27 protein-coding genes are annotated in these 26,923 nt (G+C 42.9%); 24 read left to right on the top strand and 3 right to left on the bottom strand.

The window, feature by feature from the left end:
• Nucleotides 1-19: 19 nt before the first annotated feature.
• Nucleotides 20-523, top strand: coding sequence for a YndM family protein (locus AZE41_RS20290; protein WP_067213482.1), 504 nt, complete (start codon nucleotides 20-22; stop codon nucleotides 521-523).
• 107 nt (nucleotides 524-630) lie between these two features.
• Here the strand turns inward: AZE41_RS20290 and AZE41_RS20285 are convergent, their stop codons facing one another.
• Nucleotides 631-1,542, bottom strand: a complete 912-nt coding sequence (locus tag AZE41_RS20285) for an SDR family oxidoreductase (protein ID WP_067213480.1) — start codon at nucleotides 1,540-1,542, stop codon at nucleotides 631-633.
• A 114-nt stretch (nucleotides 1,543-1,656) separates the two neighbouring features.
• Between AZE41_RS20285 and AZE41_RS23105 the strand changes: the two genes are divergently transcribed.
• From AZE41_RS23105 to AZE41_RS20210, 16 genes are all read left to right on the top strand, one after another.
• A complete protein-coding gene (locus AZE41_RS23105; protein ID WP_197485344.1) occupies nucleotides 1,657-1,830 on the top strand; it encodes a hypothetical protein in 174 nt (57 codons plus the stop codon).
• Nucleotides 1,831-2,406: 576 nt separating this feature from the next.
• Nucleotides 2,407-4,623 (top strand): ribonucleoside-diphosphate reductase subunit alpha, encoded by a 2,217-nt coding sequence (locus AZE41_RS20280; RefSeq protein WP_418064834.1) that lies wholly within the window; start codon nucleotides 2,407-2,409, stop codon nucleotides 4,621-4,623.
• On the top strand, nucleotides 4,608-5,048 hold the full coding sequence (locus AZE41_RS20275) for a flavodoxin (protein WP_067213478.1): 441 nt from the start codon (nucleotides 4,608-4,610) through the stop codon (nucleotides 5,046-5,048). Before AZE41_RS20280 ends, AZE41_RS20275 begins: the two co-directional genes overlap by 16 nt.
• Complete coding sequence (locus AZE41_RS20270) at nucleotides 5,027-6,064, top strand: ribonucleotide-diphosphate reductase subunit beta (protein ID WP_418064636.1); 1,038 nt, start codon at nucleotides 5,027-5,029, stop codon at nucleotides 6,062-6,064. The genes AZE41_RS20275 and AZE41_RS20270 overlap by 22 nt, the downstream gene beginning before the upstream one ends.
• A 172-nt stretch (nucleotides 6,065-6,236) precedes the next feature.
• Nucleotides 6,237-6,935, top strand: coding sequence for an iron-sulfur cluster repair di-iron protein (ric, locus tag AZE41_RS20265; protein ID WP_067213475.1), 699 nt, complete (start codon nucleotides 6,237-6,239; stop codon nucleotides 6,933-6,935).
• A gap of 509 nt (nucleotides 6,936-7,444) precedes the next feature.
• Nucleotides 7,445-11,119, top strand: a complete 3,675-nt coding sequence (locus AZE41_RS20260) for a nitrate reductase subunit alpha (RefSeq protein ID WP_067213473.1) — start codon at nucleotides 7,445-7,447, stop codon at nucleotides 11,117-11,119.
• Nucleotides 11,109-12,713 carry a nitrate reductase subunit beta gene (gene narH, locus AZE41_RS20255; protein WP_067213472.1) on the top strand — a complete coding sequence of 535 codons (1,605 nt, stop codon included), beginning with the start codon at nucleotides 11,109-11,111 and terminating at the stop codon, nucleotides 12,711-12,713. Before AZE41_RS20260 ends, narH begins: the two co-directional genes overlap by 11 nt.
• On the top strand, nucleotides 12,706-13,275 hold the full coding sequence (gene narJ, locus AZE41_RS20250) for a nitrate reductase molybdenum cofactor assembly chaperone (protein WP_067213470.1): 570 nt from the start codon (nucleotides 12,706-12,708) through the stop codon (nucleotides 13,273-13,275). The genes narH and narJ overlap by 8 nt, the downstream gene beginning before the upstream one ends.
• Nucleotides 13,268-13,948: a respiratory nitrate reductase subunit gamma gene (gene narI, locus AZE41_RS20245; protein WP_067213468.1), complete on the top strand. Its 681-nt coding sequence runs from the start codon at nucleotides 13,268-13,270 to the stop codon at nucleotides 13,946-13,948. The genes narJ and narI overlap by 8 nt, the downstream gene beginning before the upstream one ends.
• A gap of 50 nt (nucleotides 13,949-13,998) precedes the next feature.
• Nucleotides 13,999-14,463, top strand: coding sequence for a GAF domain-containing protein (locus AZE41_RS20240; protein WP_067213461.1), 465 nt, complete (start codon nucleotides 13,999-14,001; stop codon nucleotides 14,461-14,463).
• Nucleotides 14,463-15,536 carry a sensor histidine kinase gene (locus AZE41_RS20235; protein WP_067213458.1) on the top strand — a complete coding sequence of 358 codons (1,074 nt, stop codon included), beginning with the start codon at nucleotides 14,463-14,465 and terminating at the stop codon, nucleotides 15,534-15,536. The genes AZE41_RS20240 and AZE41_RS20235 overlap by 1 nt, the downstream gene beginning before the upstream one ends.
• Entirely contained in the window at nucleotides 15,533-16,180 is a 648-nt protein-coding gene (locus AZE41_RS20230) for a response regulator (protein ID WP_067213456.1), read from the top strand. Before AZE41_RS20235 ends, AZE41_RS20230 begins: the two co-directional genes overlap by 4 nt.
• 18 nt (nucleotides 16,181-16,198) lie before the next feature.
• Nucleotides 16,199-16,726: a hemerythrin domain-containing protein gene (locus AZE41_RS20225; RefSeq protein WP_067213453.1), complete on the top strand. Its 528-nt coding sequence runs from the start codon at nucleotides 16,199-16,201 to the stop codon at nucleotides 16,724-16,726.
• Between the two features lie 445 nt (nucleotides 16,727-17,171).
• Complete coding sequence (locus AZE41_RS20220; RefSeq protein ID WP_067213451.1) at nucleotides 17,172-18,665, top strand: nitrate/nitrite transporter; 1,494 nt, start codon at nucleotides 17,172-17,174, stop codon at nucleotides 18,663-18,665.
• A 59-nt stretch (nucleotides 18,666-18,724) separates the two neighbouring features.
• Entirely contained in the window at nucleotides 18,725-19,744 is a 1,020-nt protein-coding gene (locus AZE41_RS20215) for a ThiF family adenylyltransferase (protein ID WP_067213448.1), read from the top strand.
• Nucleotides 19,745-19,759: 15 nt separating this feature from the next.
• Nucleotides 19,760-20,275, top strand: coding sequence for a MogA/MoaB family molybdenum cofactor biosynthesis protein (locus tag AZE41_RS20210; protein ID WP_231885732.1), 516 nt, complete (start codon nucleotides 19,760-19,762; stop codon nucleotides 20,273-20,275).
• Nucleotides 20,276-20,490: 215 nt separating this feature from the next.
• Here AZE41_RS20210 and moaC read toward each other — a convergent pair whose 3' ends face one another.
• Nucleotides 20,491-20,982 carry a cyclic pyranopterin monophosphate synthase MoaC gene (gene moaC / locus AZE41_RS20205; RefSeq protein ID WP_067213447.1) on the bottom strand — a complete coding sequence of 164 codons (492 nt, stop codon included), beginning with the start codon at nucleotides 20,980-20,982 and terminating at the stop codon, nucleotides 20,491-20,493.
• Nucleotides 20,983-21,043: 61 nt separating this feature from the next.
• On the opposite strand from moaC, the gene AZE41_RS20200 reads away from it, so the two are divergent.
• The 7 genes from AZE41_RS20200 to AZE41_RS20170 are packed head-to-tail and all read left to right on the top strand — an operon-like array spanning nucleotide 21,044 to nucleotide 25,315.
• Nucleotides 21,044-22,300 (top strand): molybdopterin molybdotransferase MoeA, encoded by a 1,257-nt coding sequence (locus tag AZE41_RS20200; protein WP_067213444.1) that lies wholly within the window; start codon nucleotides 21,044-21,046, stop codon nucleotides 22,298-22,300.
• Nucleotides 22,297-22,809, top strand: a complete 513-nt coding sequence (mobB, locus tag AZE41_RS20195; protein ID WP_067213441.1) for a molybdopterin-guanine dinucleotide biosynthesis protein B — start codon at nucleotides 22,297-22,299, stop codon at nucleotides 22,807-22,809. The genes AZE41_RS20200 and mobB overlap by 4 nt, the downstream gene beginning before the upstream one ends.
• The gene (locus AZE41_RS20190; RefSeq protein WP_067213438.1) at nucleotides 22,796-23,242 is read left to right on the top strand and encodes a molybdenum cofactor biosynthesis protein MoaE; all 447 of its coding nucleotides are present in this window, start codon (nucleotides 22,796-22,798) and stop codon (nucleotides 23,240-23,242) included. The genes mobB and AZE41_RS20190 overlap by 14 nt, the downstream gene beginning before the upstream one ends.
• Complete coding sequence (gene moaD / locus AZE41_RS20185; RefSeq protein ID WP_067213436.1) at nucleotides 23,239-23,472, top strand: molybdopterin converting factor subunit 1; 234 nt, start codon at nucleotides 23,239-23,241, stop codon at nucleotides 23,470-23,472. Before AZE41_RS20190 ends, moaD begins: the two co-directional genes overlap by 4 nt.
• Nucleotides 23,469-24,041, top strand: coding sequence for a molybdenum cofactor guanylyltransferase (gene mobA, locus AZE41_RS20180; protein WP_067213434.1), 573 nt, complete (start codon nucleotides 23,469-23,471; stop codon nucleotides 24,039-24,041). Before moaD ends, mobA begins: the two co-directional genes overlap by 4 nt.
• Nucleotides 24,042-24,045: 4 nt before the next feature.
• Nucleotides 24,046-25,056, top strand: coding sequence for a GTP 3',8-cyclase MoaA (moaA, locus tag AZE41_RS20175; protein WP_067213432.1), 1,011 nt, complete (start codon nucleotides 24,046-24,048; stop codon nucleotides 25,054-25,056).
• 55 nt (nucleotides 25,057-25,111) lie between these two features.
• Nucleotides 25,112-25,315 (top strand): hypothetical protein, encoded by a 204-nt coding sequence (locus AZE41_RS20170; RefSeq protein ID WP_067213430.1) that lies wholly within the window; start codon nucleotides 25,112-25,114, stop codon nucleotides 25,313-25,315.
• Nucleotides 25,316-25,395: 80 nt separating this feature from the next.
• Here the strand turns inward: AZE41_RS20170 and AZE41_RS20165 are convergent, their stop codons facing one another.
• A complete protein-coding gene (locus tag AZE41_RS20165; RefSeq protein ID WP_067213428.1) occupies nucleotides 25,396-26,922 on the bottom strand; it encodes a tripartite tricarboxylate transporter permease in 1,527 nt (508 codons plus the stop codon).
• Nucleotide 26,923 lies beyond the last annotated feature (1 nt).

Raw genomic sequence — 26,923 nt, 5'->3', positions numbered from 1 at the left:
GAATGGAGGGAAGTAACAGGTGAAAACCATAACAGCACTGATAGTTAAATTTATAATGATTGTAGCTGTGTTATGGATTGTATTAGGGCTATACGGAGTTTCGTTTGCAAATATCCTACTCACAAGTGTTTTATTGACAGGTGTTTCATTCATCGGGGATATGTTTGTTTTGCCCAGGGTGGGAAATATGTCCGCAACAATTGCTGACTTTGTTTTAGCATTCGTTCTGGTTTGGTTGGTGGGTGCTTACTTTTTCAATCAGCCCATTCGATTAGGCATGGCTGCTTTTATATCTGCAATTATTCTTGCGGCGGGGGAATTTGTGTTTCACAAGTATTTACAAAAACAGATTTTTACTGATGAAAAAGTGGTTCCCGAAGAAAACTTTAACTCATACCAAAAGAATAACATGCAGACCGAGTTCGGATCAGAGGTTGATATCAAGAAGCTAGTTGAAGATAAGCCGAAAGATAAGAGCAAAAAATACAGACCGAAAAAACGGAAAAAGAAAAATCCCTATTAAACCGCCCTTCATGATGAAAACACCAGAATCCGGTAAAGGTCTGGTGTTTTTCGTTGTTTATCATAATCTATGGCAATATGGGCATAAGTCACAGTTATAAACCATTTTCATGACGAAGTGAATTGTCCGCCATTCACATGAAGTGTTTGACCTGTCACGAAACGTGAATCATCGGATGCGAGATAGACAAAAGTTGGGGCAACTTCAAAAGGCTGACCTTGGCGCTCCATTGGATTTCCCGCTTGCGTTACTTCGTCTGCGGAGAAACTTGAAGGGATGAGGGGGGTCCATATCCTGCCGGGCGCAATCGCGTTGACTCGAATACCCTGCGACACAAGATTATTCGCCAAGGCCCGAGTGAAACTGACAATGGCTCCTTTTGTAGCGCTATAATCGATCAATTGTTCATTGCCCTCGTAAGCTACCACAGAAGTTGTGTTAATGATAGAACTTCCTGCTTGCAAGTGGGGGAGTGCAGCACGGGTTGTATAAAAAAAGGAATAGATATTTACTTTGAAGGTATCATCGAATTGCTGATCACTGATATCCAGCAGACTTAATTGCTGAAATTGGATCCCGACGTGATTGCAAAGGATATTCAACTGTCCGAATGTGCTGATGGTCTGTTCCACGATATCGATGCATTGTTGTTTTTCCCTTAAGTCGCCGGGCAAGAGCAGACAACGCTTTCCAAGTTCTTCAATCCTCGTTTTTGTTCGGTTCGCATCTTCGTGTTCATCCAGATAAGAAATTGCGATATCCGCCCCTTCTTTTGCAAAAGAAATCGCTGCTGCTGCTCCCATCCCGCTGTCTCCGCCTGTTATGAGTGCGACTTTACCGTTCAGTTTCCCGCTGCCTTTATAATTCGGGTTTTCAATAATTGGGGCCGGGACCATCAATCCTTCGACACCCGGTTGGCGCAGTTGACGTTGCTCGGGCACTGTTATCGGGACTTCTTGATACCTTGTGATTTTTCCGAAGTTCGGATGCAGCGGATAATCCTGACTTTCTTTTGTCACAGGAAACCTCCTAAGATTCAAGATGAACTACATTATGCTAGCAAAGCAATAACAATGAATGACTTTCCTGATTGAGTTCGAATAGGATAGAAAAAGAGATGGAAGGATGTTACTTTGCGGAACGATAGCGTCAAAAATGAAGTGGAAGTATTGCTGATTAATCATTCAGCCGAAAAAGTGGATATCATTTATAATTCCAATCCGATTCCTGTGCAAGCACCGAAAATTGGAATGAGGCCCCCTTATTACTGGAATCCGCAATATGTACACTATTATCCGACTATCTAACGCAACTGCCTTAGTTATGGAAGGTGACCCAATATATTGTGTCGGTAACAGGGGGAAAAGGATATTTGACATTTTAAGCGAGTTTTATTCCACAATATAAAGGGTGAAAAATGTAGAAAAATGAATTGAGAAATTGGACTGACCGCTGAAAGTGATGTCAGCCCAATTTTTTTTAGATTTTAAATTAATGTTTATAACTTGTGTATCGTTTGCAAGAATGACGATGATGACGGTCAAAGCGACACGAGAAAATGACTGTGGATATGTGGATAAGTTATTGATGGTAGGGCAAGTAAACTTTTTCCCTATTTACGATTAGACCACAACATGTTAGGGTAAGTATAATGATTAAGACACTACATATAGTGTTAGTGGCGAAATTGAACGAAAGCTGTATTGTTGACAAATAGGAATTTAGAGTGTCAAATAAGTTCTTGACTACCTAACTACAGCCAACAAATTATCCCTCAGTAAATAAAACTCATAAACGATGGATCTGCCTGAAAAAGGTGGGATTATCGTTTTTTATTGGAAATAGAAAAATTAGGTTTGATAAAGGAGCCGATGAAAATGACAATGAATATTACTAAGACGAGTACGGAGATGCTATTGGAAGACTTACAGAACGAGTTTGGTGGGGAGAAGATTCGTCCATTATTTGCTGCGAGTGAAAAATGGAATGAGCGTCATCCTGGAGCAAGCGCATCAGAATGGACAAAAGCGATGATTCTAGAAACGCTCAGCAATATCGATGAGGTATCGACGTACTGGACTTTCGTTGCGGCCCGAATTCACTTACGTGATGTTTACAATCGTCAAGCTCAGCTTCGCGGTGCAAAGGTCTATACGGATTTTGCTGAAAACGTTGCCCGTCTAGTCGAGCAGGGATTATACACACCCGTCTTAACGGAAAAGTATTCACGCGAAGATCTTGTTATTCTCGGTAATCTAATCGAACCAGAACGGGACAAGCTATTTACATATATCGGTTTGAAAACACTCATGGACCGTTATGTCGCTGTTGACTTTAGCAAACAATCGGTTGAACTTCCGCAAGAGCGCTGGCTTGTTATTGCAATGACATTGATGCAGGATGAGACAACTAACCGGCTTGAAAAAGTAGCCGAATCATACTGGGCGATGAGCAGTCTCTATATGACGGTTGCAACGCCGACATTGTCGAATGCTGGAAAACCGCACGGCCAGTTATCAAGTTGCTTTATCGATACGGTCGACGATTCTTTGCAAGGCATCTATGACAGCAATACGGATATCGCTAACTTGTCGAAATACGGTGGCGGCATTGGTGTTTATATGGGGAAAGTCCGCAGTCGTGGCTCGTCCATTCGTGGATTTAAAGGCGCTTCAAGTGGCGTACTTCCGTGGATTAAGCAACTGAACAACACGGCAGTAAGTGTTGACCAGCTTGGTCAGCGACAAGGAGCAATCGCCGTTTATCTCGATGTTTGGCACAAAGACATTTTTACGTTCCTTGACCTCAAGTTAAACAACGGAGACGACCGCTTGCGCGCACACGATATTTTCACGGGCGTCTGCCTTCCTGATATTTATATGGAACAAGTTGATGCACGTGGAGACTGGCACTTGTTTGATCCACATGAAGTTCGGGTGGTTATGGGTTATTCACTAGAGGACTTTTACGATGAAACAAAAGGTGCAGGTTCGTTCCGTGAGAAATACGAAGAGTGTGTTAATAATCCTGAACTTAGCCGGGAAATCGTTCCTGCTATCGATCTTATGAAGCGGATTATGCGTAGCCAATTGGAAACCGGAACGCCGTACATGTTTTATCGTGATGAAGTGAACCGTGCGAATGCCAACAAACACGAAGGCATGATTTATTCGTCGAATCTTTGCACAGAAATCACGCAAAATATGAGCCCGACTGAATTCGAGTCTGTTACGCTCGAAGACGATATCGTGGTCACGCGTTCAAAACCGGGCGATTTCGTCGTCTGTAATTTATCATCCATTAACCTTGGACGAGCTGTTCCAGCAAGCGTTTTAGAAAGACTCATTACAATTCAAGTGCGCATGCTTGATAACGTCATCGATCTTAATAAAATACCGGTTGTCCAAGCGCAACGAACTAACGCGCGTTACCGTGGAATCGGTCTAGGGACATTTGGCTGGCATCATTTGCTTGCCTTGCAAAACATTCAATGGGAATCAAACGAAGCAGTGGATTACGCTGATAAATTATATGAGAAAATAGCTTATTTGACGATTAAAGCTTCGATGCAACTGGCTACTGAAAAAGGATCGTACCCATTATATGAAGGATCCGAATGGCAGTCTGGCGTTTATTTCGACAACAAGAACTATGACTCGAAGGAATGGCATGAACTCCGCATCGATGTTGCAACAAATGGTATGAGAAATGGTTATTTGATGGCAATTGCACCGAATAGCTCGACGTCTATTATCGCAGGGTCAACTGCATCAATTGATCCGGTTTTCAAACCGTTTTATCATGAAGAAAAGAAAGATTATAAGCTTCCAGTTGTTGCGCCTGACCTTAATCACAACACATATGACGTCTATCGACGCTCCGCTTATATTGTCGATCAGCGTTGGTCGATCAAACAAAACGCAGCAAGACAGCGCCATATTGACCAAGCAATTTCTTTCAACATCTATGTTCCGAATTCAATTCGTGCATCGGTTCTGCTTGAACTTCATTTGCAAGCGTGGAAGTCTGGTATGAAAACGACATACTACACACGTTCAACTGCGACGGATATCGAAGAGTGTGAATGGTGTCATTCTTAATCGTCTACGCATCGTGGAGCGGAAACACGCAGGAAGTTGCTGAAATGATTGAAGAAACGCTAGTAGCGGAAAATATAGCTGTTACAACGTTTCGAATCGGTGGGGGCGTCATTCCGAACCCTCGTGATTTCGATGCGATGCTCTTGGGGTCATTCACGTGGGAGCAAGGCTCAACGCCTGACGAAGTAAAAGACTTTGTAGCGGATGTGGGGTATAAACCGGATAATGTATACGTCTTCGGAACGGGTGATACCCAATTTGGCGGCGATGCATTATTCTGCCACGCAGCGGTGAAGTTAGCGCGGTTTTACGCATCCCCTTATGAGCCGCTTAAAATCGAACAAAGTCCACGTGGCATACAGCAAGAAAAAGTAATTGAATGGTCGAAGGGAGTCATCAGAAATTGGAAAAACTTAAACGAGTGAAGGTCTTGGAACCTGCACATCCAAACAAATCAACGGCTATTTTCGGGGGCAAGGCGAGTGGTATCCTCAACTGGAATGACATCGCACATCCCCATTTCTATACATTGCGTCAACAAATCCGTTCACTATTCTGGACGGCCAATGAAGTCGATATGACACAAGACGTTAAGCAATTCTCGACGCTGACAAAGCCGGAACAAGACGCATTTCTTAAAATTATTGGCTTACTCGCGACACTTGACGGACCACAGACGATAATCGCTTTGAAAATGGCGGATTATACAACCGATCCTTCTGTTAAATCAATTATGGCCACAATTGCCGATCAAGAAAGTGAACATAATCACAGCTATGCGTACGTACTATCTTCCGTTACGACACTTAATAAGCAGATGGCTTCATTTGAAATGGGCCGCTCAGATGAAGTGCTATTGAAACGGAATGAGCGCATTGTAGAAGTATACAATGACTTCGCCGAGCGTCCGACAATCGAATCAGCATTGAAAGCGATGGTCTATACGACGCTGCTTGAAGGGCTATTTTTCTATAGTGGATTCGCATTCTTCTACAATCTCGCACGCAATCAGAAAATGGTCGGTACTTCGACAATGATTTCGTATATTAATCGTGATGAATTGCAACATGGGAAAGCAATTAGTGACATTTTCCGCGCAGCACTTGCAGAAAACCCTGAACAAAATACAGATGAATTTACGGCTTGGATTTACGATCAGTTCAAACATTCGGTCGAACAGGAAGTCATCTGGAGCCGTTACGTACTAGCGGATATTGAAGGTATCGAACTTGCCGAAATGGAAGGCTATGTGAAATATCGCGCGAACAAAATGCTTCGCATGCTCGGACTTAGTGAAATTTATCCGGAGTTCACTGACAACCCAATGAAATGGATTCGTGCATATGTGGACAGCTTCGACGATACAAAAACCGACTTCTTTGAACAATCATCACGTCAATACGTCAAAACAAGCGATCTTAATGGATTTGATGATTTGTAAGTATATGAACGCACACGGGAAAAATCGTGTGCGTTTTTTTTCAAGTAAGAAGGGATTTGAATGGGGATGTAGTATCTTAAATAGGGCAAACCCTACTATCGGTACGAATGGCTGCCTTGTAAACTAAGGGTGAGAATAATTCTCATTAAAACAAGCAGAGGAGGAAAAAATTATGAGTCGACTAACACTTGATACACAAGTTTGTGATATCGTCACGGAGCTCCCTCAAAGTGCTGATTTGTTTAGAAGTTTGCGCATCGATTTCTGTTGCGGTGGAAAAATTGCTCTTAAAGATGCAGCTAAAGAACGAAAACTCAATCCTGAAGAGGTTCTAAATAGTGTCAAAAAAATAGAGGAGAAACGCGAGCAGCAAAGTGGCATCGATCCAACGTCATTCGGTTCAAAAACGCTCGTCTCCTATATTCAAGAAAAGTATCATACTGGGCTACGGGAAGAATTACCGCTTCTCGCACCGTACATTACAAAGGTTGCCCGTGTCCATGGAGAAAATCATCCGCATCTACTTCGCGTTCAAGAGATTTTTAAAGAATTACGAAGTGAACTTCTTGATCACACGGCAGACGAAGATGCCAACGTATTTCCGCTAATTCTGGAGTTTTTAGAAAATCCTACACCTGAATTGAAAGAAAAGGTTAAGCCGCTTGTAACGGAACTTGAGCAAGAGCACGAACACGCAGGTAAATTATTATTTGAAATACGTGATCTAACGAATAATTTCACGCTACCAGACGAAGCCTGTGGAACGTATAGACTCGTGTACGCACGTCTTGCACAACTTGAAAAAGACACATTTGAACATGTCCATCTCGAAAATAACAACTTATTCGACCGTGTCCGGGTCGCACTGTGATTGATTAAAGGACAAAAAACCACCTATCTACAAAGGTGGTTTTTTGTGTGGAATGGTTTAGCGAAGTCCGTTATGACTATAGAAATAGATATGAAAGAGTCTGGGATAGTATGAAACCACTTGCATGGCTAGGTTTGCTAGCCAGTAGGCGTTTTAACGTTCGCCAGGGTGCTAGGTAAGTTTGGAGAAGTACTGATAGTGACAGAGAAAGTAGTAACACGTATATAGCGATTCGAAAAAAGTCGCTTAATCTAGTCCGTAATGGGTAGAGTAGGCAGTCTTTTTATTTGAAGATAGAAACTATTGATTTTCAACATGGAACGTTGGCTAGCTCCGGGCTCAGGGCGTCTTGAGCCTTTCTTTTTATAAGGGTATTCCCCACATCAAATAGGCACATCCCTACTAGGAAAGAATCAGGATTATTCTTAAAATTAATAGTATGAGAATGAATAAGTCTTTGATTCCCGTCATAGATCGTTAGTTATTCTAAAAAGGAGTGAGCTATTCCAATGAAGAAAAAATTTGGACTTAATTATTTCAAGCCAGTTGAACGTTTTTCAGGAAATTGGTCAATTTTAGAAGAAAAAAGTCGAGATTGGGAAAATATGTACCGCCAACGTTGGTCTCATGACAAAGTGGTTCGGACAACGCATGGCGTGAACTGTACAGGGTCATGCAGTTGGAAAGTATTTGTGAAAAACGGCATTATTACTTGGGAAAACCAGCAAATTGATTATCCTTCATGTGGCCCTGATATGCCTGAATTTGAACCGCGTGGATGTCCTCGTGGAGCTTCATTTTCCTGGTATGAATATAGCCCGCTTCGCGTGAAGTATCCATACATACGAGGGAAGTTATGGCGTATGTGGACTAAAGCAGTTTCTGAACTGAAAGACCCTGTAAAAGCATGGGCTAGCATCGTAGAAGATCCTGATAAGGCAGATGAATATAAAAAAGCGCGTGGCAAAGGCGGCCATGTCCGGGTTAACTGGAGAGATGCAACCTTAATGATTTCGGCACAGCTTATTTATACAATCCAAAAGTACGGTCCCGATCGGATAGCTGGATTTACACCGATTCCGGCAATGTCAATGGTCAGCTATGCGTCAGGTGCACGATTCCTCTCTCTTCTTGGCGGCGAAATGCTTAGCTTCTATGACTGGTATGCGGATTTACCGCCATCTTCTCCACAAATTTGGGGTGAGCAGACAGACGTCCCTGAATCGAGTGATTGGTTTAACGCTGGTTACATCATTATGTGGGGATCGAATGTACCGCTAACAAGAACGCCAGATGCTCACTTCATGACAGAAGTGCGCTACAAAGGGACGAAAGTAGTTTCTGTGGCCCCGGATTACGCAGAAAGTGTTACGCATGCGGATGACTGGATTGCGGCAAATCCCGGAACGGACGCTGCAGTTGCTCAAGCAATGACGCACGTCATTCTCGATGAATTTTATGAACAGCGTAAAGAGCCGATGTTCTTGAATTACGCGAAACAATATACAGATATGCCTTTCCTAATAACACTCGATACACATGAAGATTCTTATAAAGCGGGTCGATTTTTACGGGCAAGTGATATAGGGCAAGCATCCCAGCACGCTGAGTGGAAACCGGTTATTTTTGATGAAACGACAAATGAAATTATTGTTCCGAACGGTACGATGGGACAACGTTGGGAAGAGGACAAGAAGTGGAATCTAATTCTTGATAATGTAGACGGAACACGCGTTGAACCGGCCTTGTCAGTGGCCGATCATGGCGCGGAATGGAAAGAAATTGTTTTCCCATTCTTCGACAACGTGTCAAACGGAACATTCAAACGTCCGATTCCGGTGAAAAAAGTAACACTTGCAGACGGAACCGAAAGTCTTGTAACAACTGTTCACGATTTGATGCTTAGCCAGTATGGTGTTAACCGGATTGGTAGTGAACTCGAAGCATCTGGTTATGACGACGCAGAATCATTCTACACGCCAGCATGGCAGGAGAAAATCACAAGTGTTAAACCTGAACTGGTTACCCAAATCGCGCGGGAATTTGCACATAATGCGCTTGAAACAGGCGGCCGTTCGATGATTATTATGGGTGCAGGTATTAACCACTGGTTTAACAGTGACACCATTTATAGATCGATCCTTAACCTCGTTATGTTAACTGGTTGTCAAGGCGTTAATGGTGGTGGCTGGGCCCATTACGTTGGTCAAGAAAAATGCCGTCCGATTGAAGGGTGGAGCACAATCGCATTTGCACGTGACTGGCAAGCGCCGGCGCGACTTCAAAACGCGACATCTTATTTCTATTTTGCAACTGATCAATGGAAGTACGAGGAAATGGGCGCGGATCTTCTTATGTCACCGACAGGCGGAAAAGCCCGCTATCAGCATCCTGCAGACTATAACGTCTTGGCTGCACGACTTGGTTGGTTGCCATCTTACCCTCAGTTCAACAAGAACAGCCTGACGTTTGCAGAAGAGGCAGCCAAAGAAGGAAAAACAACAACACAGGAAATCGTTAATTATACACTGGAACAAATCAAGTCAGGCGAAACAAAATTTGCAATTGAAGATCCGGATGCACCGGAAAACTTCCCGCGTTCTCTATTTGTTTGGCGCTCCAACTTAGTGTCGAGTTCTGCAAAAGGTCAGGAATACTTTATGAAACATTTATTCGGCGCTTCCCACGCTCTGCTTGCAACACCAAATGAAGATGTTAAGCCTGAAGAAATTGTTTGGCGCGATGATGTGGAAGGAAAACTCGATCTTCTTGTGGCACTGGATTTCAGAATGACAACAACTCCGTTGTACGCAGATGTCGTTCTTCCAGCAGCAACTTGGTATGAGAAACACGATCTTTCTTCAACAGATATGCATCCATTTGTTCACCCGTTCAACCCAGCAGTTGACCCGCTTTGGGAATCTCGTTCTGATTGGGATATTTACCGCGCACTTGCGGAAACATTCTCGGAAATGGCAAAAGTTCATCTTCCAGGCGTTTATAAAGACCTTGTAACTTCGCCACTTGCGCATGATTCTATCCAGGAAATTGCTCAGCCTTATGGCGAAGTGAAGGACTGGAAAAAAGGTGAAGTTGAAGCGATACCGGGTAAAACAATGCCAGCTATGACAATTGTCGAACGTGATTATACACAAATTTATGATAAATACGTCACGCTTGGACCATTATTATCTACTGGTAAAGTGGGAGCGCACGGCGTCAGTTTTTCTGTAGCCGATGAATATGAAATGATGAAGGGCATCAACGGCACCTATTTCGATGAATCTATCAAAAACGGATTGCCTAAACTGCACACAGCAAAACATGCGGCAGAAGCAATGCTGACACTATCTTCTGCAACGAATGGTCGCGTTTCTCAAAAGGCTTTCGTAGCAGTAGAAGCAGATACCGGCGTTGAACTGAAAGATATTTCAGCCGATCGCGCGGCAGAGCGCTTCACGTTTGCAAGCATTACTGCACAGCCGCGTGAAGTCATACCGACACCAGTATTCTCCGGTTCGAATAAACTCGGGCGCCGTTACTCGCCTTTTACGACAAATATCGAACGACTGGTTCCGTTCAGGACATTGACCGGAAGACAGCACTTCTACATTGACCATGAATTATTCCTGGATTTCGGAGAAGGTCTACCCGTTTACAAACCGACGCTTCCACCAATGGTATTCGGACCGCGAGACAAAAAAATCATAGGCGGTCAAGATTCACTTGTACTTAGGTATTTGACGCCGCATGGTAAATGGAATATCCACACGACGTACCAGGACAACCAGCATATGCTGACGTTATTCCGTGGGGGACCGACTGTCTGGATTTCCAGTGAAAATGCCGAAGAGCATGGTATTGACGACAACCAATGGCTTGAAGTTTACAACCGAAACGGTGTTGTTACTGCACGTGCCGTAGTCAGTCACAGAATACCTAAAGGAACCATGTTCATGTATCACGCGCAAGACAAGCATATTCAAGTACCAGGCTCTGAAATTTCAGAGGAACGAGGCGGAAGCCATAACGCGCCGACGCGAATTCACATGAAACCGACGCAAATGGTTGGCGGCTATGCGCAACTCAGTTACGGATTCAACTACTACGGACCAATCGGAAATCAGCGAGATGAGTACGTTGCAGTCCGTAAGATGAAGGAGGTAAACTGGCTTGAAAATTAAAGCACAAGTTGCAATGGTAATGAATCTGGATAAATGTATTGGCTGCCATACATGTAGTGTTACGTGTAAAACGACGTGGACAAACCGTGAAGGTGCAGAGTATATGTGGTTTAATAACGTCGAAACAAAACCGGGGATAGGCTATCCAAAACGCTGGGAAGACCAGGAGCTTTATAAAGGCGGATGGCAAATTAATAAAAAAGGTAAACTCGAATTGAAATCCGGTTCGAAGCTATCAAAAATTGCTCTAGGGAAGATTTTCTATAACCCGGATATGCCTGAAATGAAGGACTATTACGAACCATGGACATATGACTATGAAAAACTGACTTCGGCACCAGACAGTAAACATACGCCCGTTGCTCGTGCAAAGTCTGTTGTGACAGGAGAATACATTGATCTAGAATGGGGCCCAAACTGGGAAGACCAACTTGCTGGGGCTCACATTACGGGACCAATGGATCCTAATATTGAAAAGATAGAAGAAGAAATTAAATTTAACTTTGAACAAGCATTTATGATGTACTTGCCAAGACTCTGTGAGCACTGTCTCAATCCGAGTTGTGTGGCATCCTGTCCATCAGGCGCCATCTACAAACGCGATGAAGATGGAATCGTCCTCGTAGACCAAGAAGCGTGTCGAGGCTGGCGTTATTGCATGACCGGTTGTCCATACAAGAAAGTCTACTTTAACTGGAAAACAAATAAAGCCGAGAAATGTACATTCTGTTTCCCGAGGATTGAGTCGGGACTACCAACGGTTTGTTCTGAAACGTGTACAGGCAGAATCCGTTATCTTGGTGTTCTTTTATATGACGCAGATCGCGTTTTAGAAGCGGCTTCTACACCGAACGAAAAAGATTTGTACAAAGCGCAAATTGATTTATTCCTCGATCCAAATGATCCGGAAGTTATTGCTCAGGCTAGAAAAGATGGTATTTCCGAAGAATGGATTGAAGGCGCACAAAATTCACCGGTTTATAAACTAGCAATTGAATATAAACTTGCCTTCCCGCTTCACCCTGAATACCGCACGTTGCCGATGGTATGGTATGTCCCGCCATTGAGCCCAATCATGAACTATTTTGAAGGTAAAGACTCGATTAAGAATCCTGATATGATTTTCCCAGCAATTGAGGAAATGCGTATTCCGATTCAGTATCTCGCAAATATGCTTACAGCAGGAGATACCGAAACAGTGAAAGGTGCACTGCAAAGAATGGCAATGATGCGTTCATACATGCGTGCCATGTCATCTGGTAAAGAATTCGATGAATCACGTCTAGAACGTGTCGGTCTGACTGCTCATCAAACGAAGTCAATGTACAGACTTCTGGCGATTGCAAAGTACGAAGATCGCTTTGTTATCCCGACAGCACATAAAGAAGGTCATATGAATGCATACCGTTCACAAGGATCTGAAGGCTATGTGGAAATGGGCGACTACAGTATGGGTACTTCAGAAAGTCCATACAACTACGCAGGTATAAAACAAGAAGATAGTAGCTGTGATGGTTGTGGTACACAACCACAAGTGAAGTCAGGTAAAGAAATTTACGAAGAGAACTTTTACGGGGGGATTTGGCGTGATTGATCTGCAGAAGCTGTATAACGAAAAACACACATTTGGCTTCTTCGCACAGCAACTTACGTACCCGGAAAAGATAAACTTTCATCCGTCAGTCATGGAAGAGTCAGTTGACTCTTCCCATCCGGCGTATGTGCATATTAAAACTTACTGGGAGTTAATGCATGACTACAGCTTTGATGATATCCAGGAAATGTATACATATACGTTTGATTTCCAAACGGATTCAACGCTGTTCATGACTTACGTAAAGTATCAGGATGCGAAAGATCGCGGTCAAATGCTTGCTAAATTAAAAGTGCTTTATGAAATGTTTGGCCTGAATATGCCAGACGGTGAACTTTCCGACTTCTTGCCGCTTATGTGTGAATTTATCTACGCATGCGAATGGATAGGTGACCCGAGGGCAGAACAAAGTTTTGGTATGTTACTCGCTGTTTTGGAAGACGGAACATATCATCTGTTAAAAGCGCTGGAGAAATATAATAGTCCCTATTTCCATCTAATTAAGGGGATGAGGGTAACCTTTAAGTCATGTGCTCGTCAGGAGGCGCCTACAAATGGCTAATCAATTTCTATGGGTCATTTTCCCTTATCTGTGTATGGCAACATTTGTTGTAGGGCATATTTTCAGATACCGGAACGACCAGTTTGGCTGGACTGCAAAATCAAGTGAATTTATAGAAAAGAAACAACTGATGATAGGTAGTTTACTGTTCCATATTGGCATCATGCCTGTAATAGCGGGCCATGTCGTGGGGCTTGCTGTCCCGAAGGAATGGACGCAAGCACTTGGTGTTAGTGATCATATGTATCATATGGGCGCTGTTTGGGGTGGAGGATTTTTTGGTGTCGTCACATTTGCGGGGATGTTTATTTTAACATATCGCCGTTTTGCATTAAAAAGCGTACGTAAGTTGTCATCTGCATCAGACTTAATCGTCAACTCTCTATTGCTGTTCATCGTATTCATCGGTATGTACAGTGTAATTGCAACTAGTATTACACAGCCAGAATTTGATTACCGAAGTTCAATTTCAATATGGTTCCGTTCCTTGCTGATTTTTCGACCGGAAGGTGCCTATATGATAGGTGTACCACTGGCATTTCAGCTTCATGTTTTATCTGGGTTCCTCATTTTTGCAATGTGGCCGTTTACCAGATTGGTTCACGTCTGGAGTGTACCGTTGAATTATGTAGGAAGAAGCTATATCCTGTATAGAAGGCACCGTGAAAACTAATGAACGAAAAAAGGCAGCTTTGCCTTTTTTCTATATAGGGAGAAATAGCAATGGATGAACAATTAAGATTTGATTATCAGCAAGAAATAGAACGGTTACAATCGATTTTTGGTTTCGACTTTGTCGCTCTGGCTCTTGTTGAGTCAGCGGAAATGCGTTTCGTCCAGAAATGGAAATACGTAACAGGCAATCGTAGCAACCGATATAAACGTATCACTTTGCAAACTGGAAAAGGTGTTGCAGGGCATGTTTTTAAATCAGGAAAACCATTTTTTGTTCACGATAGAGACCTGGAACTTGATTCAATGGATCTGTTTAACTATCCAATTATTGTTGCAGAAGACTTAAAAAGTTTTGGAGCGATACCTCTTTATAAATATAATCGTGTCCATGGTGTGTTACTTGTAGCTTATCGAGAGGGAAAAAGGATGACTGCAGAAGAATTTTCAGGCTTTATAAATCATGTCGGCCTGAGATTCGGTCCGTATTATAATAAGGAGATGGTAAAACAGTGATGCAAATCGGGAGTTTTCAGTTGACAGACTTGTTAATGAAAATGTACGACAATTCAGCTGAGGCCATCTTCTTTTTTGACTCAGCTGGAAAAGTAATTGCTATGAATAGTACAGCGGAACTTATTATAGGTGCGGAAGTACTGGATGGAATGATTGCGGGAGATGTAAAAGCAATTTGCATGTCTTGTAAAGGGTATACAAGTGAATCGGAACTTCAGACATGCCTATCCTGCTATTTGGTAAGTCCACAAAAAGATTTCAGTTCATTTCAAGTTTACCTAGATACGCAAGGCAAAGGAATAACTCCGTACACGGCAAGTTATCAGACCATCGATGAGGAAAATGGAATTCGTGTCTTCATGCTGAGAGATTTGACGAAGCAGTACAAGACACAAGAAACACTTAACGAGAAAACCATGATGAAAAATGTCATTAAAGCACAAGAAGATGAACGCAAGAGGTTGTCGAGGGAATTACATGATAGCGTAGCCCAGGAAATGTTAAGTTCCCTTGTTGACTTGCGTGTGTTGAAATACATGAATGTCGATTCTGAAGTACTCAAAAAGATTCAACAAGCGGAAGGCTCATTGATGCGTTTACTGGATGATATTCGTCACTTGTCTGTTGAGTTACGACCAGCTACTTTAGATGACCTTGGCCTCGAAGCTGCTTTTAGGACACATTTTAAATGGATTGAGAAAAATTATGGATTAATCGTTCATTTTACTGCTGAACTTGAAGCTAAAAGATATGAAGGTGAAATTGAGACAGTTGTCTATCGGATTTGCCAGGAGTCCATTCTCAATGCGCTTAAGTATGCAGAAACGGATGAAGTTTTCGTTCGGTTGTTTGAACGTTCAGGAAACCTTGAATTGAGTGTGAATGATAAGGGTGCAGGATTTGATAAAAATAAAATCAATCCAATTGGTACAGGTCTTGGCCTTTATGGAATGAGAGAACGAGCAGAACTGGTGAATGGCCAGTTCGTTATTCAATCGAGTATTGGTAAAGGTACTTCTGTACGATTGGAAATCCCACTTAGAGCGTCTGAGGAAGGGGAGGATAACAAATGAAAATAATTATTGCGGATGACCACGCCGTCGTTCGTAGTGGATTTATGCATATCCTGAATTTCCAAAGTGATATGGAAGTCGTTGCCACTGCCGCAGATGGTCTAGAAGCATATGCTTTAGTCGCAAAGTACCGACCAGATGTATTGCTGTTGGATTTAAGCATGCCTCCCGGAGAGAGCGGTCTAATTGCTACCGGTAAAATTAATGAAGATTTTCCAGAAACAAAAATTCTTATTTTGACAATGCATGATGATGAAGAATATTTATTTCATGTGTTAAAAAATGGAGCATCGGGCTATGTTCTAAAAAATGCGCCCGATGGTGAATTACTTGCCGCAATACGTACAGTTCACGCCGGTGATACGTATATTCATCCTGCTATGACCACTTCACTTGTCCGTGAATTTGTTAAAAAGGGCACGGAAGTGGTTGAAGATGATCCTTTCAAGATCTTAACAAAACGCGAAATTGAAGTTCTTCCGCTTGCGGCAAAAGGGTTTGGAAACAAAGAAATTGCAGAGAAACTATATATTTCTGTTAAGACTGTCGAAGCGCACAAAGCTAGGATTATGGAAAAACTACAGTTGAAAAGCAGGCCTGAACTCGTTGAATATGCGTTACGTAAAAAACTATTAAACTTTTAGCAGAAAGGTGTGTTTCAAATGGCTGAGGCACAAAAGTTCAAGTTCGACTTACCAGCTTTACGTGTGCTTGAAAATGAACATCGCTATTTAGAGTATTTAATGAGTGGCTGGCATACAATTGTTCTGGCTTTTGAACGGGATATCTATACTGTCAAAGAAGGCCATGAAGCACTGAAGTCACTTCGGAAACTCATCGTTGATTTCATTGAACCGTTAAAGAATCATACAGACAAAGAAGAAGAATTTTTGTTCCCAATGCTTGCCCAATACGTCGGTTCAGAACAGGGACCAGTCAATGCAACGGAGGAAGAACATGGTGAAATTGATGCCTACATCGGTCATTTTCTTCATCACACACGCGGTAATGTAAACCACTTTACGCTGGAGGAAATGAAGAAGGTAGTTCAAGACGCCGCAGAAGCATTTGAGGTTATCACTGTTCATTTTGTGAAAGAAGAATCTGTACTATTTTTAATGGTTAATAATATCCTCAATATCAAAGAGCAGGATAAACTCTATGAACAATTATATACCTCGATTCTTTAAGCATATATAACGTAGATAGCGCATCTATTGATTAACCATTTTCTTGCATAAAGAACAGGTAAGAAAGGCTTGAAAAACACCATTTTCACTGGATCATTTCCGGTCCGATTTAGGAGAACTATTCATGACATCTTTACCGAGGGACAAATGTGGCTAGAAATGACTTCGTCATCCCTACACATCAAGATATCTCGATAATCGTTTGGAGGTCGTTCAATCCAAAGCAATCCAAAAGTGACTGTACACGAAGTGCCTAGTGTTGGCTTAAGTTATTTACTGGTTGTTTTTGGATGATCAACATATGTATGTAGATTGCTAGATGTAGGGAAAACCCTTATAGGTTATCGGGGACTACCTACTATTTTACACTGAACTAATTCAATTATAATTAAAGCAGGGAATCAATGTCGGTTTCATTCAAAATACAATGATGGGATTGATTTGAATGAATAAAAAATTACAACTTCCATTACAGACGGCGAACTTAGTAGTCGGTTTTATGGTATGGGTACTCATATCCTCACTATTGCCATTCATCCGGGAAGATATTGCTATTCCTGCCGAAAAACTTGCGATTGTAACTGCTGTTCCGGTCGTTTTGGGATCTATCCTTAGAATTCCACTTGGCTATTATGCAAATATATTTGGCGCAAGAATTATCTTTTTTGTGAGTTTCATATTACTCCTGTTTCCGGTATTTTACATAAGTGCTGCTTCAACGTTCGCGGATTTGATCGTTGGCGGTACGTTCCTCGGAATCGGGGGGGCTGTATTCTCAGTGGGTGTAACATCGCTACCTAAGTATTACCCGAAAGAGAAGCATGGTCTCGTCAATGGTATTTACGGTATGGGGAATATGGGTACTGCAATTTCAACGTTTGCTGCACCGGTAATTGCCACACAAGTCGGTTGGTCAATGACCGTCAAATTCTATCTCGTACTGTTGCTTATCTTCGCGGCCTTGAATTTCATATTTGGTGACAAGCAAGAAGTGAAAGTGAAAACACCGATACTTGAGCAAATTAAAGGCGTTTATAAAAATGAAAAACTGTGGTTCTTCTCATTATTTTATTTCATTACATTCGGTTCATTTGTTGCATTTACAATATTTTTACCGAACTTTTTGGTCACGTACTTCGAACTGGAAAAAGTGGATGCAGGAATGCGGACTGCGGGTTTCATTGCAGTGGCAACATTCCTGCGCCCGGTCGGAGGATGGCTTGCTGACAAATTCCAACCGTTGTTCTTATTGATGGGTGTCTTTGCGGGACTTACATTTGCGGCTATTATTCTCGCGTTTTCACCTACTATTGCATTATATACAGCGGGAAGTATGTTAATTGCTGTTGCAGCAGGAATAGGTAATGGTGTAATCTTCAAACTCGTTCCGTTTTACTTCAACAAACAAGCTGGAATTGCTAATGGGATTGTATCGATGATGGGGGGGCTTGGAGGATTCTTCCCACCTTTACTACTATCCATTATTCATTCGATGACAGGTTCCTATTCAATCGGTTTCATGGCATTCTCTCAAGTTGCACTTGCGAGCTTGGTCCTTGTCATTTGGCTTTATTATATGGATCGACTTAGCATGTCTGCAGAAGTCTTCAATTCAACGGGTCAAGGGATTCTTGTAACAGATGCTTCGGGAACAATTCAGTCTGTGAATCCTGCTTTTACAAGGCTGACAGGATATACCGAAGAAGAAGTGATTGGAAGTAATCCGAATATGTACAGTTCAGGTAGACACTCGAAAGAATTCTACACGTCTATGTGGAGTCAAATTGGTCAAGATGGATTATGGCAAGGTGAAATATGGAATAAACGCAAAAATGGCGAAGAATACCTTGAACTGCTGTCAATTAGCGCGGTGAAGGATGGTTCCGGAGATGTAACTCGTTACGTCGGCACATTCAGTGATATAACGCCGCGAGGCTAAGAGGGCATCCGGTCGTAAAGACCGGTAGCCCTCGCTTCAATTTATAGGAGGAGTGGACATTGGAAAATCGCTATACAAGGCAAACGCTGTTCAAACCAATTGGTAAACATGGGCAGGACAAGTTAAGTTCTTCCCACGTTGTTGTCATTGGGTGTGGAGCTTTAGGTTCAGCTGTTTCAGAGACACTTGTCCGTGGTGGAGTGCGAAAACTGACGATTGCAGATCGAGATTATGTAGAACCGTCTAACTTGCAAAGACAACAGCTGTTTACCGAAAAAGATGCACGGGACGGCATACCAAAAGTGGTTGCTGCTGAAGCTCGTTTGAAAATGATTAGGGAAGACATTGAAATCGTAACCGTGCTTGATCATGTGGATGGATCCATTATGGAACAAATTATTGATGACGCTGATTTAATCATGGATGCGACGGATAACTTTGAAACGCGTCTGTTGATAAATGATATTGCATGGAAAAAAGATATTCCCTGGATTTATGGTGCGTGTGTAGGCAGTTCAGGTACAGTTTTTCCATTCATTCCAGGCGAGTCAGCTTGTTTCCGCTGTTTGCTACCGGTTTTACCGTCGGTTAATGAAACGTGTGATACGTCAGGAATCATTGCGCCTGCTGTTCAAATTACGGCGGCACATCAAAGTGCAGAAGCGCTGAAATGGTTAACGGGGAATAAAGATGCAATGCGCAAGAAGCTATTCCATTTTGATGTATGGAACAATACGCATATAGAAGCAGGGATTTCCCGTATGCGAAACGAAGTATGTGAGACATGCGGAAATAAACCGACCTTCCCGGCGTTGCATCGAGCAGAAGATACAGGATACGCAGTGTTATGCGGTAGGGGTACAGTGCAAATCATTCCGAATGCAAACCGCACATTGACGATTGAGGATGGGGAAACAGTCGCTAAAAGGCTGGGGTCACCCTATAAAGTGACACCATTTTTTGTGGAATTTAATGCAGATAGTTATCGCTGTATTCTATTTGGCAATGGTCGTTTGTTAATTCATGGATTAAAGGATATAAAGATAGGACGTAAATTGTACCATCAATTTTTTGGATGAAAGGGAGGAATCAGATTGTCACATTTGAATGAATCGGACAAAGAGAAGAAACTCACTTTTTGCGTACTGACGACGAGTGACACGCGTAATGTCTCGAATGATCGCAGTGGCTGGACAATTCGGCAAAAGCTTGAATCGGCGGGTCATCATGTATTTGAAACATGGCTTTGTCAGGATGACGCGATGGAAATTGAATCGATTGTCGAAGAATGGCTGCGGAATCCTAACGTTCATGGCATTATTTCTACAGGCGGGACTGGCATTGGTTTTCGTGATGTTACTATTGAAACTGTGTCGACCTATTTCACAAAAACGATTGATGGGTTCGGCGAGTTATTCCGTTACCTTAGCTATACAGAAGATGTAGGTTCAAAGGCGCTATTAAGCAGGGCTGCGGCAGGCGTGGTAAAAGAGAAGGTGTTTTTCGCGCTTCCCGGATCCGTTAAAGCAGTGGAACTTGCAATGGACAAGCTAATTTTGCCTGAAATTCACCATATTGTGCATGAACTTACCAAACATCTAGAGGACTAACTTAATTCCGTAATTACTTATTTTAAATAAAAACCTAACGCTAACGAAATTTCTATATCGATTATTAGTTTGCATGGATGAGTTCCGTTGATTGTAACGGAAGGCGTCCGCCTGGAGTGTAAATCAACCTTGTAAGGATTTCAATACAAAATCCACTATTATAAAATTGGTTCTACTGACCAAAAGACTCACCTGAAGTGAGTCGTGGAAGAGAGTTAGAATTGTCTTTCGTAATCGCCGTTTTTTCCACCTGTTTTACGTAATAGCATTGTTGGTCCAATAACCATTTCTTTGCCGGCCGCTTTGCACATGTCGTAAATAGTGAGTGCAGCAGCGGAGGCAGCAGTAAGTGCTTCCATCTCAACACCGGTCACACCTTTTGTCTTCACTTCCGCTTCAATCAATACTTCATAATGAGCAGATGATTTATCTATGTTCCATTCGAAATGGATGTTAACACCTGTCAGTGGGATCGGATGACACATAGGAATTATGGATGATGTACTTTTTGCTGCCATGATTGCCGCGACCTGAGCGACCGCGAATACATCGCCTTTCTTATTGGTACCTTCTGTGATTTGTGAATGAATTGTTTCATTAACAATGATGGACGATTTTGCGATAGCTGTTCGAGTGGTTTCTGCTTTGTCGGAAACATCGACCATTTTTGCACGGCCTTGTTCGTTGAAATGTGTGAGCTCTGACAATGGAGTCATTCCTTTCGTACATATCTAATACATTCAGTATAGCAGAAGGAGGAGAATCAACATGGTAGAAATGAGAAAGCCTATCTTAGTATCTGAGGCTGTTCGACTCGTCATGGAACATAGCTATCTAGGTGGAACTGATACGATTCCACTTGAACATACATACGGAAGAATACTTGCGGAACCGATTATCGCAAAGCATGATGTCCCATCATTCGACAGATCGCCATACGATGGATTCGCTGTCCGTGCAAAGGACACAGAGGGTGCTTCTGGAGATAATCGTATACAGTTCACTGTGATTGGTGAAATTGGTGCGGGCCATGTAGCGACTAGTGGAATAGGTCCAAGAGAAGCATACAGAATCATGACGGGTGCCACGATACCGGATAATGCCAATGCGGTTGTCATGCTCGAACAGACGACAGAAGGAAAAGATCGTTTTACATTGCGTAAACCGTTTAGCGAAGGGGAAAATATATCCTTTAAGGGTGAAGACGCAAAGGAGGGGGAACTCCTTGTTGAATCGGGAGCATTTATCCATCCCGGTACAATCGCGTTATTAGCGACATTTGGTTATGCAACAGTCAAAGTTGCGAAACGACCAGTTGTTGGCATTCTTTCAACGGGAACGGAGTTGCTAAATGTGTCAGATGAACTTGTTCCTGGGAAAATACGGAACTCGAACGGGCCGATGATAGCTGCCCAGTTAACTCGTATGGGATTAGGTTACAAATCATATGGCATGCAAGAAGACGATCTAGATGCATGCATAGAAGTCGTCGAAAAAGCTCTCATTGAAACAGATGTACTTATTACGACAGGCGGTGTTTCTGTTGGTGATTATGATCATTTACCCGCAATCTATGAACGGTTGGGAGCTAAGGTCCTATTTAACAAAGTTGCGATGCGTCCGGGAAGCGTAACGACGGTCGCCGGGCTTGGTAAAAAACTATTATTCGGTCTGTCGGGAAATCCATCTGCTTGTTTCACGGGTTTTGAATTATTCGCTAGACCCGCTATTCTTGCTATGCAAGGTGCAAACACACCGTATATGCCGCGCATGCAAGCGATATTAGGTGAAGATTTCGGAAAGCCAAACCCTTTTACCCGCTTCATTCGCGCATTCTGGGAAATGACATCGGAAGGTATTGTTGCAGTACCCGCAGGCTTTAATAAATCAAATGCAGTATCATCGATTGCCCGGGGAAATTGCCTTATCGCTCTTCCAAGCGGAACGCGCGGTTACACAGCAGGAACCCATGTTGATATTTTGCTGCTCGGTTCTGAGCAAGGCGTTAGTGAGTGGGTATTATGAAGACACTTCAAGTTGTCGGTTATAAAAATAGTGGCAAAACGACACTTACATCGAGATGGATTTGTTTATTGAAAAACAAAGGACTTTCAGTCGCTGTATTAAAGCATCATGGCCACGGTGGGCAGCCTGCCATGCCAAATCCATCGACGGATACGATGCAGTTTTTTGGTAGTGGGGCAGACGTTTCAGTTGTTGCAGGTGGGGGTGCGGTTCAAATCCTGTTGAATGAAGAGCCCGAATTTGCCGAGCTTAAGGTGCTGGCAGCAATCGGAAAACCGGATATTCTGCTCATTGAAGGGTATAAGAAAGAACAAGGGGAGAAAGTAGTCCTTCTTAGAGATGCCGGGGATTGGGAATCGTTAAGCGGATTGGATGGCATACAGCTAGTTATCGGATGTCCAGAAATTACAGCTGTTAGTTCGCATATTGAATCTGCGCAGAATGTTGAACAACTCGATTCGTGGCTACTTGACTGGATTGAAAAGGAGGATGGCAATGAAACCGTTTGAAATTGTTGAAACAGTGATTGAACCGCAAAAATATACTGATTATGTCCTTCATGCTGGAGCAGGAGCTGTCACTGTTTTCACAGGACATGTCCGGGAATGGACACACGGGGTCCGAACATTATATTTGGCATATGAAGCCTATGTACCAATGGCCGAAAAAAAACTGGCGGAAATCGGTGGAGAAATGGAAGCGAAATGGCCAGGCGTGAAAGTGGCGATTGCTCACCGGATTGGGGAAATGCATATCTCAGATATTGCGGTAGTCATTGCAGTTTCCTCCCCTCATCGGAATGCAGCATATGAAGCGAATGAGTATGCAATTGAACGCATTAAGGAAATAGTCCCTATCTGGAAAAAGGAAATCTGGGAAGACGGCGAAGAATGGATTGGCGGTCAAAAAAAGTATCCTGAAAAGGGAGGCGAACAAAAGTGATTAAAGTGAACTATTTTGCAAGGCTGCGCGAATTGACCGGCAAGGCGGAAGAAACCATCGAACGGGAATCGATGACTGTCCGCGAGCTGCTGGACTGGGCGGAAATGATGTATCCGGGTTTTGGGAAAGATACAGTGCATGTTGCAGTGAATGAAGAATATGCCTTAAAGGAGGATGTCATTCATTCGGGAGATATTTGTGCATTCATCCCACCTGTGAGCGGGGGATGAAGGAGACAGTAGGCATCGTTCTGGCGGGCGGATTGTCTCGGCGGTTCGGTTCTCCGAAAGCATTTGCTAAACTAAGAAATAAGTACTTTTATAAAATTGCAGTCGAAGCAATGTCGGCATCCTGTGACGAGATTGTTATTGTGACGCTACCTGAACTAATGGACCGATTTGGTGATGGTGAAAACCTGATGGCTGATAAAGTGGAATATGCTGGACTCGGTCCGCTTGCAGGGATTCTGTCTGCGATGGAATCCGTGGAAGCGAACCGCTATGTAGTATTACCGTGTGATATGCCATTTATAGATGATAAAGCTATATCGAAGTTGATAACGCTTCATAACGAATGTGTCACGGCTGTCATTTCGGATGGAAGATATCATCCTCTCGTGTCTATCTGGGATACGCAAATGAAAAATGCAGTGAAAGAAGCCTTGAAAAACAACCAACTGAGTGTAATGAAATTACTTTCTATTAGTAATACAGCGTGGGTTCAAGGAAGCGTTCTGACTGACGATGAAAAACGGATGTTCACGAACGTGAATACGCCGGAAACCCTGGAAAGGGGATGACGAAATGGAAACAGTTAAAGATAAGCTCGGACGTCCGATCCGGGATCTCCGAATCTCCGTAACGGATCGCTGTAACTTTAGATGTGCCTATTGCATGCCAAAAGAAGTTTTTGGTGATGATTATGTTTTTCTACCCAAGAACGAACTGCTTTCATTTGAAGAAATTGAACGGTTCGCGAAGCTATTTGCGTTACTTGGTGTGAAAAAACTCCGCTTGACGGGCGGCGAACCGCTTATGCGGCGCGATTTGCCAAAACTGGTTGAAAAACTGATGAAGATTGAAGGAATTGAAGATATAGGGTTGACGACGAATGGTGTACTGTTGAAACAATACGCACAACCCCTTTATGATGCAGGTCTGCGTCGTTTGAATATGAGCCTCGATGCACTTAATCCGGAAACATTCGGTAAATTAAATGGACGCGGAATTAAACCAGAACTGATACTAGCCAATATCGATCATGCACAAAAGATCGGCTTTGAAATCAAGGTGAACATGGTTGTTCAAAAAGGCGTAAATGAGGAAGAAATTCTACCAATGGCCGCTTATTTTAAAGAGCGTGATATTACGTTGCGGTTCATAGAATTTATGGATGTCGGTAATGATAATGGATGGAGCTTTGAAAAGGTTGTCACGAAAAAAGAAATTTACGAAATGATCAGTGCTGTTTATGATATCGAACCGGCGGAAGAAGACTATTACGGTGAAGTTGCAAAACGTTATCGTTACTTGGATAATGGAGCACAAGTCGGTTTTATCACGTCTGTATCAGAATCATTCTGTTCAACATGTACGCGGTCCAGACTGTCGTCGGACGGTAAACTGTATACGTGCCTGTTCGCATCAGAAGGGTTCGATCTGCGTGAATTAATTCGTAGTGGACTGACAGATGCAGAATTGTTGGAAGTCATTACAGGCGTGTGGCAAAACCGTGGAGACCGTTATTCAGATGAGCGAACTGAACAGACAGCGAAGAATCGGAAAAAGATTGGTATGAGTTATATAGGTGGGTGAAGCGTTGCTGCGGCGACGCTTTTTATTATGGAGAGAGACGGAGGGGATGCTGACTTTGTTTAGTTTTATGAGACTGTTGCTTAGTTTCACGGGAGTATTGCAAAGTTCATTTAAAACGTTTGGAACTTCAGTTGCAACGTCGCCTAGTTTGGGCAAAACGTTGTTAAGTTGTTCAAGTGTTGTGAAGTTTCGTGTAAACGTTGTTAAGTTCATTGGAAATGCTATGAACATGGACGGAAACGTTGTTAAGTTCATTTAAAACGTTGCTTACACTCTTTAATAAAAAAAGCGGATCGCCTTACATCTAAGGCGATCCGCTTTCGAAATATACGTTCGCTATTAACCTTCATCTTCCACGACGACTGAGCGTCCTTTGAGTTTCAGCAACATTGGAACAAGAAGCCATAATGCAGCTACTATGATGAAAACAAGCGATAGCGGCTTTGTGAAGAAAATGCTGAATTCACCGTTCGAAATGGTGAGTGCTCGCCTCATGTTGTTTTCAATCATTGGACCTAATACGAGTGCCAAAACTAATGGAGCTACTGGATAATCATTTTTTGATAGTAAATAACCCGCTACACCACAACCAAGCAACAAGTATAAATCGAAAGTCGTGTACTGTACGGCATAAACTCCGAAAAATGAAATGGCGATAATAATAGGCAATAAGTACTTCTTAGGCGTTTGAATGATTTTTGCAAACACACGAACGAGCGGCATGTTCAGTACTAACAGCATCAAGTTGCCGATAAACATACTTGCAATGAGCCCCCATGCGATATCCGGGTGTTCGTCAAAGAGAAGGGGCCCTGGCTGAATGTTATACATGATAAGTGCACCCATTAATATGGCTGTTGTACCGGAACCAGGGATTCCTAATGTAAGTAAAGGAATCATTGCGCCCCCTGAAGCAGCATTATTGGCAGATTCAGGACCCGCTACTCCGGCGATGTTCCCTTTTCCGAAGCTTTCGGGATTTTTACTGAACTTTTTCTCTGTTATATAGGAGAAGAAAGATGCGAGTGTTGCCCCGGCGCCTGGAAGTACCCCGATGAAAAATCCTAGTAGGGAACCGCGTACAATGGGAACTGCGCTGTCTTTCATATCTTGTTTTGTCGGGAGGATGCGATTGATTTTTGCAATGGCCCCGTCTTCTTCATCGCGTTCCAATACCGTCTTGAATACTTCACCAAGCGCAAACAATCCAACAGCAATTGTTAAAAATTCCAATCCGGAAAAAAGAATAGGCTGGTTGTATGTAAAGCGGGCAATTCCTGAAACTGCGTCAATGCCGATTGTTCCAAGCATAAGTCCGAAAACAGTCATCATCAATGCTTTCGTCATCGACTTTCCAGCAAGTCCACTTACAGCAGCTAAACCCAATAGCATTAAGGAAAAGTATTCTGCAGGGCCGAACTTGATTGCGACATTGGAAAGAGGTTGCGCTAATAAGACCAGACCGATTAGCGAAATGATTCCGGCGCAAAATGAGCCGATTGCCGAGATAGCCAAAGCTGCTCCGGCACGCCCTTGCCTAGCCATTTGATAACCGTCGAGCGTCGTGACGACAGACGAAGATTCACCAGGGGTGTTCAGTAAAATCGATGTTGTAGAACCTCCATACATTGCTCCATAATAGACTCCGGCAAGTAAAATGATCGAACTGGCAGCGGCTGCTTCTGTCGGCATTCCAGAAGTGATGGTTGCAGTAACGGGGATGAGAAGGGCAACACCGCTCATTGGACCGATGCCGGGTAACACGCCGACAGCCGTGCCGATTATTACCCCGACGAATGCAAATAATAGATTATGCCATTGAAAAGCAACACTGAAACCATCGGCTAAAAACTGTAAAGTGCTCATA

This window comes from Sporosarcina psychrophila (assembly GCF_001590685.1).
In the GTDB taxonomy this organism is placed as follows: Bacteria; Bacillota; Bacilli; order Bacillales_A; family Planococcaceae; genus Sporosarcina; species Sporosarcina psychrophila.
This window is presented reverse-complemented; position numbering and strand designations above follow the sequence as displayed.

Bases quoted from the DNA above. Each gene is read 5' to 3' on its own strand.
- AZE41_RS20280 (WP_418064834.1), top strand. From the start codon at position 2,407: ATGAATATTACTAAGACGAGTACGGAGATGCTATTGGAAGACTTACAG.
- AZE41_RS20275 (WP_067213478.1), top strand. From the start codon at position 4,608: ATGGTGTCATTCTTAATCGTCTACGCATCGTGGAGCGGAAACACGCAG.
- ric (WP_067213475.1), top strand. From the start codon at position 6,237: ATGAGTCGACTAACACTTGATACACAAGTTTGTGATATCGTCACGGAG.
- AZE41_RS20260 (WP_067213473.1), top strand. From the start codon at position 7,445: ATGAAGAAAAAATTTGGACTTAATTATTTCAAGCCAGTTGAACGTTTT.
- narI (WP_067213468.1), top strand. From the start codon at position 13,268: ATGGCTAATCAATTTCTATGGGTCATTTTCCCTTATCTGTGTATGGCA.
- AZE41_RS20240 (WP_067213461.1), top strand. From the start codon at position 13,999: ATGGATGAACAATTAAGATTTGATTATCAGCAAGAAATAGAACGGTTA.
- AZE41_RS20235 (WP_067213458.1), top strand. From the start codon at position 14,463: ATGCAAATCGGGAGTTTTCAGTTGACAGACTTGTTAATGAAAATGTAC.
- AZE41_RS20230 (WP_067213456.1), top strand. From the start codon at position 15,533: ATGAAAATAATTATTGCGGATGACCACGCCGTCGTTCGTAGTGGATTT.
- AZE41_RS20225 (WP_067213453.1), top strand. From the start codon at position 16,199: ATGGCTGAGGCACAAAAGTTCAAGTTCGACTTACCAGCTTTACGTGTG.
- AZE41_RS20220 (WP_067213451.1), top strand. From the start codon at position 17,172: ATGAATAAAAAATTACAACTTCCATTACAGACGGCGAACTTAGTAGTC.
- AZE41_RS20200 (WP_067213444.1), top strand. From the start codon at position 21,044: ATGGTAGAAATGAGAAAGCCTATCTTAGTATCTGAGGCTGTTCGACTC.
- mobB (WP_067213441.1), top strand. From the start codon at position 22,297: ATGAAGACACTTCAAGTTGTCGGTTATAAAAATAGTGGCAAAACGACA.
- AZE41_RS20190 (WP_067213438.1), top strand. From the start codon at position 22,796: ATGAAACCGTTTGAAATTGTTGAAACAGTGATTGAACCGCAAAAATAT.
- mobA (WP_067213434.1), top strand. From the start codon at position 23,469: ATGAAGGAGACAGTAGGCATCGTTCTGGCGGGCGGATTGTCTCGGCGG.
- moaA (WP_067213432.1), top strand. From the start codon at position 24,046: ATGGAAACAGTTAAAGATAAGCTCGGACGTCCGATCCGGGATCTCCGA.
- AZE41_RS20165 (WP_067213428.1), bottom strand. From the start codon at position 26,922: ATGAGCACTTTACAGTTTTTAGCCGATGGTTTCAGTGTTGCTTTTCAA.